General features: G+C 34.0%; 17 protein-coding genes. 3 read left to right on the top strand and 14 right to left on the bottom strand.

Annotated elements, in window-relative coordinates; genetic code table 11:
- The first annotated feature begins 73 nt into the window (after positions 1-73).
- Both polA and A0O34_RS03530 read left to right on the top strand, forming a co-directional pair.
- Complete coding sequence (polA, locus tag A0O34_RS03535) at positions 74-2,923, top strand: DNA polymerase I (RefSeq protein WP_066751239.1); 2,850 nt, start codon at positions 74-76, stop codon at positions 2,921-2,923.
- 186 nt (positions 2,924-3,109) lie between these two features.
- Entirely contained in the window at positions 3,110-3,643 is a 534-nt protein-coding gene (locus tag A0O34_RS03530; RefSeq protein ID WP_066751237.1) for a hypothetical protein, read from the top strand.
- Between the two features lie 152 nt (positions 3,644-3,795).
- Here the strand turns inward: A0O34_RS03530 and A0O34_RS03525 are convergent, their stop codons facing one another.
- Positions 3,796-4,431 (bottom strand): LysE family translocator, encoded by a 636-nt coding sequence (locus tag A0O34_RS03525; RefSeq protein WP_066751234.1) that lies wholly within the window; start codon positions 4,429-4,431, stop codon positions 3,796-3,798.
- Positions 4,432-4,683: 252 nt separating this feature from the next.
- Here A0O34_RS03525 and A0O34_RS22265 point away from each other — a divergent pair, with 252 nt between their 5' ends.
- On the top strand, positions 4,684-4,854 hold the full coding sequence (locus tag A0O34_RS22265) for a hypothetical protein (protein WP_157885938.1): 171 nt from the start codon (positions 4,684-4,686) through the stop codon (positions 4,852-4,854).
- A gap of 118 nt (positions 4,855-4,972) precedes the next feature.
- Here A0O34_RS22265 and A0O34_RS03515 read toward each other — a convergent pair whose 3' ends face one another.
- From A0O34_RS03515 to kdpC, 13 genes are all read right to left on the bottom strand, one after another.
- Complete coding sequence (locus tag A0O34_RS03515) at positions 4,973-5,722, bottom strand: DUF6000 family protein (RefSeq protein ID WP_066751231.1); 750 nt, start codon at positions 5,720-5,722, stop codon at positions 4,973-4,975.
- A 95-nt stretch (positions 5,723-5,817) separates the two neighbouring features.
- Positions 5,818-6,216, bottom strand: coding sequence for an immunity 22 family protein (locus A0O34_RS03510; RefSeq protein ID WP_066751228.1), 399 nt, complete (start codon positions 6,214-6,216; stop codon positions 5,818-5,820).
- Between the two features lie 124 nt (positions 6,217-6,340).
- A complete protein-coding gene (locus A0O34_RS03505) occupies positions 6,341-6,898 on the bottom strand; it encodes a YdeI/OmpD-associated family protein (RefSeq protein ID WP_066751226.1) in 558 nt (185 codons plus the stop codon).
- 28 nt (positions 6,899-6,926) lie between these two features.
- Positions 6,927-7,481 carry an HD domain-containing protein gene (locus A0O34_RS03500; RefSeq protein ID WP_228394348.1) on the bottom strand — a complete coding sequence of 185 codons (555 nt, stop codon included), beginning with the start codon at positions 7,479-7,481 and terminating at the stop codon, positions 6,927-6,929.
- Positions 7,482-7,491: 10 nt separating this feature from the next.
- On the bottom strand, positions 7,492-7,959 hold the full coding sequence (locus A0O34_RS03495; RefSeq protein WP_066751223.1) for a hypothetical protein: 468 nt from the start codon (positions 7,957-7,959) through the stop codon (positions 7,492-7,494).
- A gap of 20 nt (positions 7,960-7,979) precedes the next feature.
- The gene (locus tag A0O34_RS03490; RefSeq protein WP_066751220.1) at positions 7,980-8,951 is read right to left on the bottom strand and encodes a S41 family peptidase; all 972 of its coding nucleotides are present in this window, start codon (positions 8,949-8,951) and stop codon (positions 7,980-7,982) included.
- A gap of 72 nt (positions 8,952-9,023) precedes the next feature.
- Positions 9,024-9,314, bottom strand: a complete 291-nt coding sequence (locus A0O34_RS22050) for a type II toxin-antitoxin system RelE/ParE family toxin (RefSeq protein ID WP_082891239.1) — start codon at positions 9,312-9,314, stop codon at positions 9,024-9,026.
- A complete protein-coding gene (locus A0O34_RS03485; protein ID WP_066751218.1) occupies positions 9,296-9,532 on the bottom strand; it encodes a hypothetical protein in 237 nt (78 codons plus the stop codon). The genes A0O34_RS22050 and A0O34_RS03485 overlap by 19 nt, the downstream gene beginning before the upstream one ends.
- Positions 9,533-9,582: 50 nt before the next feature.
- Positions 9,583-11,298, bottom strand: coding sequence for a HAMP domain-containing sensor histidine kinase (locus A0O34_RS03480; RefSeq protein ID WP_066751215.1), 1,716 nt, complete (start codon positions 11,296-11,298; stop codon positions 9,583-9,585).
- A 5-nt stretch (positions 11,299-11,303) separates the two neighbouring features.
- Positions 11,304-12,416: a histidine kinase gene (locus tag A0O34_RS03475; RefSeq protein WP_066759477.1), complete on the bottom strand. Its 1,113-nt coding sequence runs from the start codon at positions 12,414-12,416 to the stop codon at positions 11,304-11,306.
- A 124-nt stretch (positions 12,417-12,540) separates the two neighbouring features.
- Positions 12,541-13,626, bottom strand: coding sequence for a porin (locus A0O34_RS03470; protein WP_066751212.1), 1,086 nt, complete (start codon positions 13,624-13,626; stop codon positions 12,541-12,543).
- Positions 13,627-13,727: 101 nt separating this feature from the next.
- Positions 13,728-15,098 (bottom strand): outer membrane beta-barrel protein, encoded by a 1,371-nt coding sequence (locus A0O34_RS03465; RefSeq protein WP_066751209.1) that lies wholly within the window; start codon positions 15,096-15,098, stop codon positions 13,728-13,730.
- A 34-nt stretch (positions 15,099-15,132) separates the two neighbouring features.
- Positions 15,133-15,690, bottom strand: coding sequence for a K(+)-transporting ATPase subunit C (gene kdpC / locus A0O34_RS03460; RefSeq protein WP_066751206.1), 558 nt, complete (start codon positions 15,688-15,690; stop codon positions 15,133-15,135).
- Positions 15,691-15,702 lie beyond the last annotated feature (12 nt).

The raw sequence follows: 15,702 nt of genomic DNA, 5'->3' as shown, positions 1-15,702 counted from the left end.
TGGCGGTCTTTTTTGAGCATAAAATGAGAACAAAAGAAAACACTTTTTCTTATATTTGTTCATTATAGAAAATATGGAGGCAACACAAGATAAAAGGTTATTTCTCATCGATGCTTATGCGATGATTTTTAGAGGATATTACGCATTGATCAGAAGTCCGAGAATAACGAGCACAGGAATAGACACCTCTGCAATTTTTGGATTTACCAATTCATTGATCGAATTGATCAGAAGAGAAAGACCTTCTCATTTGGCTGTGGTTTTTGATGTCGGACAGGCAAGTGTAAGAACCGATGACTTTGCAGAATACAAAGCCAACAGAAGCGAAACTCCGGAAGCCATTAAGATTGCTATTCCATACATCCACAGGATTTTAGAGGCGATGCATATTCCTTATTTGGGAGTTGAAGGTTATGAAGCGGATGACGTAATAGGAACGATTTCATGCAAAGCAGAAAAAGAAGGGTACACGACATTTATGGTGACGCCTGATAAAGATTTTGCACAATTAGTGACCGATAAAGTTAAAATTTACAAGCCCAGTTTAAAAGGAAGTGAAATTGAAATTTTAGGTGTTGAAGAAGTCAAAGCTAAATATGAAATTGAAGATCCAAAACAGGTGATCGATTTCTTAGCAATGATGGGTGATGCAGTAGATAACATTCCGGGATTAGACGGTGTTGGAGAAAAAACTGCCATGAAATTTCTGAAAGAATTCGGAAGCATAGAAAATCTTTTGGCCAATACAGATAAATTAAAAGGTAAGCTTAAAGAAAAGGTAGAAGCTTCTGCCGAGCGCGGAATTTTATCTAAAAAATTAGCAACCATTATTTGTGATGTGCCTGTAGAATTCCACCAGGAGCAATATGATCTTGAGACTCCGGATTTTGAAAAAGCAAAAAAAGTCTTTGACGAAATAGAATTCACAAGATTGTATGAAAATCTTTACCGTGCTTTTGCCCCTTCTCAAACAGAAGTTGTGGCTAAAGATGCACCTGCAAACGGTGAAGAAGTTTCTCAATCCACAGAAACGCCTCAACAAAAAGTAGCGAAGCAGATTGGTCAGCTTGATCTTTTTGCCAATTTTGAAGAACTGGATCAGGCAACTTCCACAAAATCTAGTATTGAGCAGAATGAACATTTATATCAGTTTGTGGATAATCCTAAGGCTCAGAAAATTTTAGTTCAAAACTTATTGAACCAAAAAGCGGTTTGTTTTGATACAGAAACAACTTCTTTGAATGAACTGGAAGCCGAATTGGTAGGAATGAGTTTTTCTTACAAAAAAGGCCTGGCGTACTATATTCCTTTGTCTGAAAACAGGGAGGAAGTCTTGGCAACATTGGAAATTTTCAAACCATTTTTTGAAAAACTAGACTTGCTTAAAATCGCTCACAATCTGAAATTCGATTATAAAATTTTAAAGCAATACGATATTACCGTTCAAGGAGCAATGTTCGACACCATGATCGCCCATTATCTTCTAAATCCGGACGGAAGACATGGAATGGATTATCTTTCAGAAGTCTATTTAAATTACAAACCTGTTTCCATTGAAACCATTATCGGTAAAAAAGGAAAAAATCAGGGAACTTTCAGAGATGCAGATCTGAGAACACAGACTGATTATGCAGCGGAAGATGCAGATGTAACTTTCCAATTGTATGAATTGTTTGCGCCTCAATTAAAGAAAGAAAATTTAGAAGATCTTTTCTTCAATATCGAAATGCCGTTGATGGAAGTTTTAGCTAAAATGGAATTATCCGGAATTTCTCTGGACGAAAAATGGTTGGCTCAGGAAAGCATCGATCTTGAAAATGATTTAAGACAATTAGAAGCTAAAATATTTGAGATTTCGGGAGAAGAGTTCAATATGAATTCGCCAAAACAATTGGGTGAAGTTTTATTTGAAAAAATGCAGCTTGATCCGAAAGCTAAGAAGACCAAAACTGGTCAATACGCGACTTCGGAAGATGTATTGCAGAAGTTAGCTTCAAAGCACGAAATTATTCAGCATATTCTTGAATACAGAACCTATCAGAAATTAAAATCGACGTATGTTGATGCGTTGCCATCACAGATCGACAAAGATGATCGTGTTCATACCAATTTCTCACAAACCACAGCTGCGACAGGTCGTTTGGCGAGTGTAAACCCTAATTTACAGAACATCCCGATCCGAACATTAAGAGGTCAGCAAATTCGTGGAGCGTTTGTTTCAGCAGAAGGAAAGAAGATTATTTCTGCCGATTATTCACAAATCGAACTTCGTTTGATTGCCGAGATTTCAGGTGAAGATAATATGATAAAAGCCTTCCAGGATGGTGAAGATATTCACGCTTCGACGGCTGCGAAACTGTTTAACATTCCATTGGAAGAAGTTTCCAAAACTCAGAGAAGTCAGGCCAAAACAGTAAACTTTGGAATCATTTATGGTCAGGGTGCTTTTGCATTGGCAGAGCAAACCGGTTTGTCGAGAACGGAAGCTAAACAAATGATCGAAGCCTATTTTGAAACCTATCCAAAGTTGAAGCAATACATGGCTGAACAGGTCAATAAAGCCCGTGAGATTGGTTATGTTGAAACTATTTTAGGAAGAAAGCGTCATTTAAAAGATATTAACTCAGGAAACTTTGTGGTGAGAGGTCACGCCGAAAGAAATGCCGTCAATGCTCCTGTTCAGGGAAGTGCTGCAGACGTTGTGAAAATGGCGATGATTAAAATCCAAAAAGAACTGGAAAAAGAAAAACTTCAGACAAAAATGTTACTTCAGGTTCATGACGAATTGGTGTTTGAAGCTCCAATTGATGAGGTTGAAGTCGCTACAAATATTATTAAAATTGAAATGGAAAATGCCATTGAAACGCAGGTTCCGTTGTTGGTGGAGATTGGGGTAGGCAAGAACTGGCTGGAAGCGCATTAAAAATAAATTAAATTATTCATCTATAATAATTTTTCCAAATAATAGAAACTTTCGCTAATAGCGGAAGTTTTTTGTTCTTACGATGTTTTTTATTTTGATTAATGATTTAAATTGTTAAAATAATATATATCACTTTTTTGAGATTTGTTTTTTTAGTTTATATTTGCAGCTGTAATTATAAAATAAATGAAAAAAATCCTTTTAATTATTCCTTTAATCATGGCTGTTTCTTGTTCACATGATGATGATTTAATGGAAAATCCACAAGTTCAAGAAAATAAGTTTTCTTCAAACAATGGTTTAACACAAAAAACCCCATTTTATGCCTCAAATAATGGAGATTTAGTAAAAACGTATTATAGTCCACCTGGAAGTTCGGTTAACTATACTATGTATTATATTAAGTTTCAGGGATATTGGAGACATATTGATTCACCAATGACTTGGGATGGATTATTTGCTGATCATACATTTAGATATGAATTTCCATCTACTCAGACTATGGTTGATGTTACCCAAACGTCTGTAGGTGCGCCAATTTATGCAGATAATGGTTTGTTGCAAAATCCGAATACTGGCGAAATTTTTTTTAGAGAAGGAAATACTTTAAGATGGATTCCGTCAATGGCAATTTTTAATCAATATAAATTTAATCCTTCAGCGATAATTCAGACAACCAATACAGGAGCAAATTATACTCACTTCCCGGATTTATGGTAAAAATTTAAGTTCTCAAAATTGATTTTTTTAATTATAAAAACTTCTCTTTGGTAGGATTAAATGTACATATAAAAGCACCTGTAAAACAGGTGCTTAATTTTTATCTTCAATAGAATTATTATTTTTAAAGCTTTAAATAATTTATACTTTTTTTATTTCGCTTTCGAAATCGCCATTTTCACCGCAAGAAAAACCAACACACTCGCCATAAACCATTTCTGTATTTTGATCCAGACAGGATTCTTAGCGAAAAACAGGGCTATTTTTGCCGCAGTTAGTACGATGATAAAGTTGACAGTAAAGCTTATGAAAACCTGAGTGATTCCAAGCTCCAAACTTTGAGTGAAAATTGAGCCATATTCAGGTTTTATAAATTGTGGAAAAAAGGATAAATAGAAAACGGCAACTTTGGGATTGAGAACATTGGTGAAGAAACCGACTGCAAATAATTTTCTTGGTCTGTCAATCGAAATGTTTTGGTCACCCTCAAAAATATTTTTACTGTTGGGTTTAATTGCCTGATAAGCCAGATATAAAAGATATATTGTCCCAAGTGTCTTTAAAACAATGTACGCATAAGGCACTGCAAATAACACGGCCGTCAGTCCAAAAGAAACCATCACAATATGGAATAAAAATCCGCAAACTACACCTGCAAGTGACGTCAAACCCGCCTTTTTTCCTTGTGTTAAAGATCTGGAAATTAAATAAATCATATTCGGTCCCGGACTAATAACTAAGACAAGGGCAGCTAAGGCAAAAAAGAAAAGATCGTGAAATGGGATCATATTTTTTTATCAATGTTTTGCGGTGCAAAGATAAGAATTCAGGCTTATTTTAATGATTTAAAAATTGCTAATTTAGTTTTTATCTCCTTAAAATGTAATAAGATAATAGAAATGCAACCCAAAATAATAACCGGCAAAATCGACTGCAAAATGGTGATATATATTTCTTCCTTGAACAAATAAGTACTCCAAGAAGATTCTCTTTCTACGAAAATTGTATAGTTCCAGAATAGCCATAAAGCGACAAGAAGAATGAATTCTATTACTATTTTCAGATATAAATTTTTGAGTAACGAGAATATTGAAAACAGGATAGAAAGAAAAAAGCCTATCAGCAACGAAATAAAAAATGCATCTTCAAAAAAACTACAATCTAAACAGCCACTAGAAGTGTTATCCGAAAGTCTTCCCATCGCCCAATAGGTCTGCAAAAATGTTGCAATAAATACTATGAAAAATGAAATTCCATTCTTCTTTAAAAATGAGATGATTTTGGATTTTATGAAGGAAATCTTTTTTTTCAAATGTTGTGTTTATCTTTTTATTTACAATATTCTCTGAGCTCTTTTAGTATCTCGATTTGTTTTGAAATATGCTGAATATTTAAATCATGATTCGGAATAAAACCGTTTATCGCTTTAATATATTCATCAGATTTATCTTTTCCCTCTTGTTCTTCTAATATTTTTGCAACTTGAAGATTTCTTATTTTAGAAAGTTCATTTCTGCTTTCATTCATTTTTTTCCAACTTTCTAAATGTTTTGAAAAATCATTGGTATCATTAACTTTATCAAGATAAATAATACTTTCTAAAACACTATCCTGATCAAAATAAAGTTCAGGCTTTTGCAGATAATGGTTGAGGTATTGATTAAGGTATTCTCTTGTTTTTGGTTGATTATAAAAAGTGAAAACAAGAGAGTAAAGATCCCCGACATAGCATACTTCACTTTTCAACAAGTGAACTCCAATGATGTCTATCTGGTTTTCATAATTTTTAATTGCAGACAAATATGCACCCACCAATCTTGTTCTCCAGTTAAAATCCCCAAGAAGCGCTAATGTTACCTCTTCGGTTATTTCATCTTTAAGTTGTTTTATGTTTTCAATCCATGATGTGTCGTTGATACTTCTTATCTTCATGTAAAAGGGAAGTACCCATTTATTGATAAACTCTTGATCAAGCTCAAAATCATTTCTATGACTTTTCAAATGTTCAAATACTGACCAATGTCTAACTGTAGCTCCTGCTGAATGCAGTTTAATTTGATTTTTTAAGTCGTCGTTCATTTTTAATGATTATCCAAGATTAATTAAATTTTTCAAAGAATATTTATCTTTTCTAATTTAATGATAAGATGATAACTTTCTTTACTAAATTTTTCTTAAACACTAAACTCAATCTTCCCAAGATAAGCCAAGCTAAACATTTCATCTTCCACAGAAACGGGTTTTGCAATTTGTCCGCTATTTAGAAAAATCAAAGAATTGATGTCAGCTTTAATTTGGAGCTCATTGATCCGACTCACTAAAGTAGGAAGCCATTGATCTGCAAAAGAATATTCTGAAAATTTATCGTAAATATTATTGTTGGTGTCATCAAAACCATATTCTACAAAATCATAATCCAGCCAGATCGTATCCTGAGATTCTGCAAATTTTGAATTATGGGTTTCATCAGATTCTTCTTCCACATAAAAATTTTCATCTTCATTCACGAAGTCTTCAAAATCTTCTTCACTGCTAAAATTTCCTATCCAAAAATCTAGTATTTGCGTATCCATAAATGTTTTATCTTCTTTTAATTTAATTGACCTCAAAGTTATGACAATATTTGTAAACCTTTCAACAGAAAATACGGCTATTAGGGATTCTTACATGTATTGATTTTGTATTTTGGGGAAATTTTTATTGTATTCTTTTACCTAGTTCGCTCTCCTGAATCGTTTTCTCCAGCCTTGAAATTCTCGTTTTTTCTTGTTTGGCGCTCATGATCCAATGAAGCATAACTTTTTTATATGAAGGCGCCTGATTATTGAAAAATTCCCAAGCTATTTTATTGGCTTTGAATTGTTTTTCATAAGTAGGATCGAGAACAGCTAATTCTTTTTCGTGAGAATAAATGGCAGATCTTTCTTCTTTTCTTAGCTCAAATGCTTTTAAACCTTCGGGTTTCATTAATCCGGCTTTGGTCAGTTCTTCCACTTTTTTAATGTTGATAACGCTCCAGATACTTGTAGGTTTTCTTGGGGTAAAACGATTGCTGTAGCTTTCTTCATCAATAGATCTTCTCACACTGTCGATCCACCCAAAACATAATGCCTGATCCACGGCTTCTGACCAGATCATGGACGGTTTTTTGGTTCCGACTTTATAAAATCCTACCAAAAGTTCTTTTTCAGTTTTATGGTTTTTCTCAAGCCATTCTCTGAAGTCATTGGGTGTGGCAAAAAAAATGGCGTCTATTTTTAAATTTTTGATAACTTACTTTCTATTAATTATATTCTTTAATCTTCTGTTCCAGCCTTTTCTCCAAATATTCATTTCCACCATGAAGTTCTTTGAGAATGATTTCCGCTTCCAGTTTATATTTTTTGATCTTTTCTTCAGACCAATGAGCGGGTGGTGGTTGAAGATTTGTAATTCTATCCGCCAATTTTACAGCCCAAACTTCTTTGGGAAGCTTTTTGATGCGGTTTAAACTATCCATCATCCTTTGATCTTTTTCCAGATCTGCATTTTTGGTTAATGCTAAAACTCCTTTGGCAACGGGTTGACCAAATTTATTTTCAAGTTCTTCGTACGTGGTTGGAGTATCTTCCAGAACATCATGAAGTAAAGCAACCTGAACAGCTAATTTACCATCAAAATTTTCTGATCGTTCGGAAGCTAGTAAGATTTCCATAGCAACATTACTCAAATGAACAATGTAAGGAAGATCAGTTCCCGGAATGGTTTGGTTTTGATCTGTATGTTTTTGCGCTGCAAATTTTATAGTTTTCTGATAAATATCCTGAATGCTCATTTGTTTGGTGATTAAACTGCTCATTAAAGCAAATTTACTTAAAAACTAAAATAGTATAAGGTTCATTCTCTTGTCCTGCTGGTGGGAAAATAAACCTAATGTGAAGTTTATTTTTAAAATAATCGACAAAGGTTTCTCCGCCAGGAATTTTTCCGGTTTCGGTTTTTTTGTAGCCTAAATCGGTTATTGTTTTTAAGTATTGATCATACTCATTTTTATTTTTAAACTGAAACTCAACTCGATCTGCCGATTTTTCATTTGTATATTCAAATTTCCCGATCTTATATTGAAAATCCGGACTATCGTATTCGTATAAATTGAATTCTGAGCTTTCAGCTTTATCATAATAAGAATATTTCATCTTTTTAATTTCAACCTTAAATGATGCCATATCCATTTTGTTGAATTTTTCTAGCTGTTCCAGTGAAAAAGCCTGTCCAAATCCTTGAAAATGGAATACTAAGATGAATAAAACTGTTGATATGGTTTTGAAATAAGTCATGTGAAATTCGATGTTTAGAATTAAAATTTTGAGTCTTTTATTTTGCTGATATAATCGTTTAATTGATCACTTTTAACTTCAATATCGGGAGAAATTCCTTTTCCAATTTCTTTATAAGGATATTTTGTTCGGTCAATTAAAGTCCCTGTCGTAATCACTAAAAAGGCATTGTCTGGCAATTTAAATTCCGAATTATCTGAGGTTAATCCTTGCGTATTACAGCCTACAATTTTTACATTTTTTTGTCCTTTAAAGCTAGCCACAACAAATTCTCCTGAACTTGACGTTTTTTTATTGGTTAAAATATAAATTGGCTTGTTTTTATTCGTGATCTTAATATCCGAAATAGGAATTGCACCTATTTTTTGTTTTCCGAAATAAATACCATCATTTTTACTCATGAAAAAGCTTATCGCTCCAGAATTATCCATAGATCCTGATGCGTTATCGGTATCTAGAAAAGGACGAATCGATTTTAACATAGGAGAAAACATTCCGCCTTCATTGTCTCTAAGATCAATGATCCAAAGTTTTGGGTTGGCTTGATCTAATTTTTTCACCTTATCGAAAAAAGTCTGTACATATTCGTTCCAGTCATCCTGATTCATATTTCCGATGGCGGATACCGTGATATAAGCCATGTTACGATCGATCAGACTGTCTTTTGGATAAGGAAATTCCACGCCAACTTCTTTAAATCTTTTTAAATACGCTTCAATAACTTCAGGCTCATAAAGTTTTGAATGTTGATCGCCCAATTTTCCAAGAATCGTTCTAATGATAGGGTAGGTTTCTCTAATGGTTTTCGCTTCGCTAGCTTGTTTTAGATAGGTTTCTTTTATTGCCGGCCAATCGATACTCTTTTTATTAACAGAATTTTGCTCCATGAGCTGAATGGCTTTTCCAACATAAGAAGTCGGAGTTTCCTGTGAATATATTTTTCCTGTAAAAAGGGACAGGCTAAATAATGTGAAGAGAAGAATTCTTTTCATAAGTATTGATTAGTTTTAATGAATCGAAGATACTTATAATATTCGCTAACAGTATTTTGTATAATTGCTTTTTTATAAAATATTTTTCTCCCTTCTTCCATCCCAGATTGAAAGTATAATTAATTCAGATTTTGAAAATTCATAGAAAATCAAATAGTCTCTAATAATCTTAACCCTAACATCTTTAATGTCAGTTTTTCTGCCAATTGTAGGATGTTCTGCTAATAGTTTAATGGTCTCAACAATTAGCTTGTTAAGTTTTATACTGAAGGTTTTAGATTTGTTTCTAAGAATCCAATATTCAAGAATTTCTTTTCTTTCGATATTGGCTTTGAGTGTCCAGATTACTTTTCTTTTAGCCATTCTTCAATATCTTGATTGGCTTTATCTTCCGTAAGGTATGCGGAACTTTTATATTCTTCTCTCGCTTCGGCAATTCTGTCTTTTTGAGAGTCGTTAAGGATATAATCATTCTGATCCAATTCAAAATCTAAAAGTTTTTGAATCTCTTCGATAAGTCGGATTTCCTTTAATTGGGTGATCCTGTTTATTAAATCGATTTTTAAATCTGAAGTTTTCATCTGCTGTGAATTTAATTCAAATTTAGAAAATTTTATTTTAAATATTTATTCTACACCAAAGGCAACTTAAAATAAAAAGTACTTCCCTGATTCAGCGAGCTATTCACACCAATTTCTCCATTTTGTTTTTCAATGAAATTTTTGGAAATCGCCAAGCCTAAACCTGTTCCGTTTTGATGCTCTCCGGGAACCTGAAAATAACGGTCAAAAATCTGACGATGGTATTTTTCATCAATTCCGCTTCCTGTATCTGTGATGCTGAATGTTACATATGAATCTGATTTTTCAACCAAAATCTGAATGTTTTCGTCCTGAAAAGAATGTTTGATTGCATTGCTAAGGAAATTATTCATCACCCAAACTGTTTTGTCAAAATCGGCAGAAACAAAATTGTTTTTCTCTAAATTATATTGAAAATTAATGGCTATGTTTTTTTGTTCAGCTAGTTTTTCAACATTTTTAATGGCGGTTTGAACTATGTTTCTCGGCGAACAACTTTCAATATGTAATCTGATATTTCCTGTTTCAACTTGTGATAGATTCAGGAGTTCTCCAGTAATATCTAATAAACGCTGTCCGTCTTCGTTAATGCTTTTCAATAATTCTTTTTGTTGGTCATTCAGTTCTCCGAATTTTTGATTTCCTAATAACTGAACGCCCATTTTTATGGCAGAAATTGGTGTTTTTAATTCATGAGAAATCGTTGCAATAAAATTAGTTTTAGCAAAATCCAATTCTTTAAAAGGCGTAATATTTCGGAGTAAAATTACTTTTCCGATGTATTTTTTCTCTTTTTCTCCGGTTTTTACAATGTTGATGGGAACAATTTCCTGTTCAAAATAATTCTCTTTATTATCGGTGACAATTTTTATCGGTTCTTTTACAGGATGATCGATGTTTTTTAAAAGTTCTCTTACCAAATCATTGTTAATTGCCACTTCATGAGCAGTTTTTCCGATGATTTCTTCTTTTCTAAGGTTGGTAATTTTTAAAGCTTCATCGTTGATCATGTAGATAAAATGATTTTCATCCAAACCGATGACAGCATCGTGCATATTATTAACCAACGTTTCAATCCTTTTTTTATCCATCAATTGGGTAGAAAGGGTGCTGCTTTCATATTCCTGCAGCTTTTCCGCCATGATGTTGAAAGAATTGGCAAGGTCATTAAACTCTTCACTTCCTTTAAAATGAACCCTTTCATTATAATTTTTATTCGCAATTTGCTTAATACTGAAAGTCAGTTGATTAATAGGTTCTGCAATGGTTTGAGGTAAATTAAACAACAAAGTAAAAGCGATCAGAAAACAAACTGTTCCAATACTTACGATCCAAAAAGTGGCATTTTCTGCGGTAATAATGGCGATATCACTTTTACGTTCAATGCCTTTCATATTCAGCGACATGATTTTAGCCAGATCTTCTCGGATAAGTTTTTCTTTTTCGTTGGTGGGCTGTTTTAAATAGCTGTCGAAATGCAGATTAAGATTTTGAGTGGCTTCTTTTTCACCAAATTCAGTGAGATTTTTTTCCTGTAAAGCATTGTTTTTTTTGAAATCTTTGATGGCAATCGCACTGTCTGTACTTATTTTATCCAGCGCCAATAACATGTTTTTGGAGAATTCTAAACTGTTGTAATTGGCGGTAAGAATTTTTTCGGTATCAGATTTTAATTTATTGATATACACAGAACCGATCACCGAAAGTAAAACGATCAGTAAGAATAAAAGACCTACGCCGAGGGTAAGTTTGGTTTTAATTTTCATTGTGTTTAAGATAAAATAATAATATCGATCTGTCGCTCATTCAATCGGTTCATCAGGGTGTAGATCCAGCTGTAGCCGGAAAGTCTCTGCCAAAGCTTTGCATGGGGTTTTCCGATGCAGACCGTGGTGATATTATGCTCAACTACATAATCTAAAATTCCTTTATGCACACTGTTTTCTTTTATTCGGATCACTTTTGCGCCTAATTCCTGTGCTAAATTAAAATTATTAATCAAATATCTTTGCTTATCCAAGGCTATTTTTTCAGGATTTTCAGATGGTTTCTGCACATATAAAACTGTCCACGGACTATTGTAATAACTCGCCAATCTTGAGGTTTTTCGGATTATATTTTTAGCAATTTTTTCGTTACTGCTGATACATGCGAGAAATTTTATAGGTTTAAAATTTTCTGTTTTAACCTCTGTTTCCACTTTTTTTTCAACGTGAGTGGCAACTTCTTTTAAAGCCAATTCTCGAAGCTGTAAAATATGTCCGCTTTGGAAGAAATTATTTAAAGCGGTCTGAATTTTTTCCTTTTTATAAATCTTACCTTCTTTCAGTCTGGTTAAAAGTTCGTCAGCGGTTAAATCGATATTCACCACCTCATCTGCCAACGCCAAAATTTTATCGGGAACGCGTTCTGAAACTTCAATTCCTGTGATTTTTTTTACTTCTTCATTTAAGCTTTCAATATGTTGAATATTCATTGCACTGATGACATTGATACCGTTGTCAAGGATTTCCAACACATCCTGCCATCTTTTTTTGTTTTTTGAACCTTCCACATTCGTATGTGCCAATTCATCCACCAAAACAACTTCCGGATGTTCATTGATAATCGTCTGAAGATCCATTTCCTCAAGGTTTTTCCCTTTATAAAATGCAGATCTTCGAGGTATTTCAGGAATTCCATCTACTAAAGCTACGGTTTCTTCTCTTCCGTGGGTTTCTACGTAGCCAATCTTTACATCAATACCATTTCGCAACAAAGCATGGGCTTCCTGAAGCATTCGGAACGTTTTTCCAACACCTGCACTCATCCCAATATAGATCTTAAATTTCCCTTTTTTGGATTTTTGAATGAGCTCTAAAAATTGCTTTGCTGATGATGACATTGATTTTATTCTTTTTAATTTTATTTTTTGAAACATAGGTAGTGTTGGAAGGCGGAAGCTGGATGTTGGGAGTAAATATCACATAACGATAACTTCCAGCATCCAACCTCAAACTTCCCGCTTTTTAAAACCAAGCGGCTAAACTTGTTGTAATAAAAAAATTTCCTTGTTTAAGTTCATCGTTCTTTACAAAGATCGCATCTTTTGACGTAAAACCTCTTGCTTCTGTACGGAACACAACATTCTTTAAGATCGCGTAATCTACATTTAACGAATATCCGAAAGTCTGAAAACCGTTGGGCGTTTTCGTGTTGATGATCACTCCGTTTTTATCGTTGTAATATTCTAGTCTTCCTGCCAGAGCCCATTTATCGTTTAATTGATATTTCATCAACATATTCGGAGTATACCAAATGTTGTACTGTTCGCTTCCTTTTAATTTTTGTTCGGCTCCGATATCAAAACCAAGAATGGTAGAAAACTGTTTTGTTACCTGAAAACTTCCATACAAATCATGGAAATAACGCATTTTTTTCTCTTCTTTTGATTTGTCATTTCCGATGAATGAACTGCTGTTCAACGTAATTTTATCATTCGGTTTGTATGTAATTTGATGCCCAAAAGAAATACTTTGATTGCCTTCAGCTTTTGCGATACGTTGCCATCCGTTTAGAACCAATCCGCTTACAAACCATTTTCCACTGTCTGAGGTATAAGAAACTTTGGCTCCTGTTTCAAAGTAAGGCGAATTTTCTGCAGCCAAACTTCTTGTGAGATTTATGTTATCTTTTCCGATTGCACTTTCCCAACCGATGTGAGAAGGCATGATTCCCGCATCGATCCATAAGTTTTTGTTTTTTGAAATTTTAATTCCAATATTGGCTTCATTTACATATCGTAATGCCTCTTGTTCCGCAACCATGTTATGTTGAGCGTAAGTTCCGGCCATTAAAGCTAAATTGGCCCGAAGATTGTCGCTTTGATAAGAAGCTTTTGCAAGTCCTAAATTAAGATTCAACTCATTATGACGGTTGTATGAATATAGAAAATCCTGACGGTTATGGCTGGCCGGTTCATTAAAATCATAGCTGTAAAAAAGCTCTGCATAAGCAGAAAAGGTGATCTTATTGCCAATTTTCATCGAATCCGCAGACTGTGCCTTCGGAAAGAATACACCCAACATAAGCCCAATGACAATATACTTTTTCATTTTCAAATTTCTTTTTAGCAATGGTTATTGTTTTAAGAGCTCGAAACAATTAAAGTTAATTATTTCGAGCCTATAGTAAGTATTAAAAATTATTTTGTCAGTTACAGTCTGAACATTACTGCTAATGTTAATCTGCTGTCAGACTTTCTTAAATCGGGTCTCCAAGAATCTATCGGAGTGTCGATCCATCCATCCGGGCTTGTTGTTCCGCCAGAACCTGCGAAATAAGGGATGTTACTTTTTCTAAATCCGTATTCTAACCTGAAGGTTACGAACTGATTGGGCATAATGTCAACAGTTGCTGTTCCCTGAAACATTTTTAGTTTTTCTCCTTTTGCGATAGCATCATTAAAATCATTGTTAGGAACCGGAGAAGGGGAGAAGGCCAAATAAGCCCCGGGATTTGAAACGGCATCTGCTCTTAAGGATAAAGCGACTTTATTATGATGGAACCAAAGTCTGTTGGCAATTGAAGTTCCGATCATGTAATTGTCTTTTGCCTTCAAACCGCCTCCGCTCTGGAATCCGTAATGGTTGTTGATACTGAATGCAGCCTGTGACAAACCTTTGCTCTCTTTATTGTGGAAATATCTCGCTACAATGCTATGGTCATGGTGAAAACGTTTAACATCAGGATTGTTACGGGTATCTTTTCCGTTTAAATAAAAATTGGCAACGAGCTGAATATTTTCATTCGGGCGGTAGTAGTTTGAAACTCCCAATCCAAGACCTTTATTCCATGAATTGTATGTTTGCCAACCATTCAACACCCAAAGTTCAACCTTATATTTTTTTGATGGATATGCCTGAATTCTCGCTCCCTGAAAATAGAAAGGCGTAAAATCGCAGACCAAACTTCTTTGATAGTTCCAGTTTTCACCTAAAACATAACTTTCCAGACCAATGTAGCTCATGAAAATCCCGGCTTCTACATTTAAACCGTGCATTACGTTGAAATGATATCCTGCTGCGGCTTCTCGGATGTTTTTTAAATTATTTACGTTGGTATTTTTACCATGATTCACCGTTCCATCCAAATCCTGAACAATAGAACCCATTTGCCCATATTGTAGCCATAAACGTCCGATCATATTTTTATAGTTGGTTTCCAAACCAATACTTGCCATATTAATCGTTACCTCATTCGAACGACCAATTGCTGATGAAATGGTGTGCGTATTATCTTGTGGATTACGGAAATCGTAGTTGTAATAAGCATCAACATAAGTTACACCCGTTAAAATTGTTTCTCCATCTTTATCTTTTAAGGTTAAAGGAAAATCTGTCTGACGGTTTTGTCCGTTGATCCAGCTCAAGTCATAGCCTTCGAACGGGATTTTAGAATCAGTTTTTGTGGTTAAGGAATCTTTAGGCTTAATTGTTATTGAGTCTTTTTGAATTTCCTGAGCATTAATTTGACTTACAGTAGTCAATACTAAAAAAAATGCAGCGTGAATAGTTTTTGATTTCATTATATAAATATTGATAATGACGTTGTTATTTAAATTATTTAGTTTGATCTAAAGCGATATTTAGCTTTAAAACATTAATCTTTGATGGCCCGAAAAGTCCCAAAAGAGGTTTTTCTGTTTGATTATTAATAAGATTTTCAATTTTTTCCAGAGAGATATTTCTTTCTTTAGCAATTCTTTTAGCTTGGTATAAAGCACCTTGTTCAGAAATATCAGGATCTAATCCGCTTCCGCTTGCGGTTACCAATTCTACAGGAACTTTCGCCGTATTCATTTCTGGATTTTGCATTTTTAAAGTGTCGATTCTTTTTTGAACTGTTTGCAAATATTCTTCATTACTTGGCCCTTTGTTGCTTCCTGCACTTCCTGCCGCATTATAATCTACAGCAGATGGACGACCGTGAAAATATTTTATAGATTTGAAATCCTGACCAATATTGGCGTAAAATTTCTGTCCTTTATAATTGATAATCTCTGCATTTCCCTGTGTTGGTAAAATTTTAGAACCTGCAAAAACAAAGATTAAATAAAGTGCTACCACAACCAGCATTACAAGAGATAATCTCAACGCTGAAATAAGATAAATTTTCATTTTTTTTAATTT

It is taken from the genome of Chryseobacterium glaciei, assembly GCF_001648155.1.
Lineage (GTDB): Bacteria > Bacteroidota > Bacteroidia > Flavobacteriales > Weeksellaceae > Chryseobacterium > Chryseobacterium glaciei.
The sequence above is the reverse complement of the archived record's forward strand: the minus strand, read 5'-3'. Positions and strand labels throughout refer to the sequence as shown.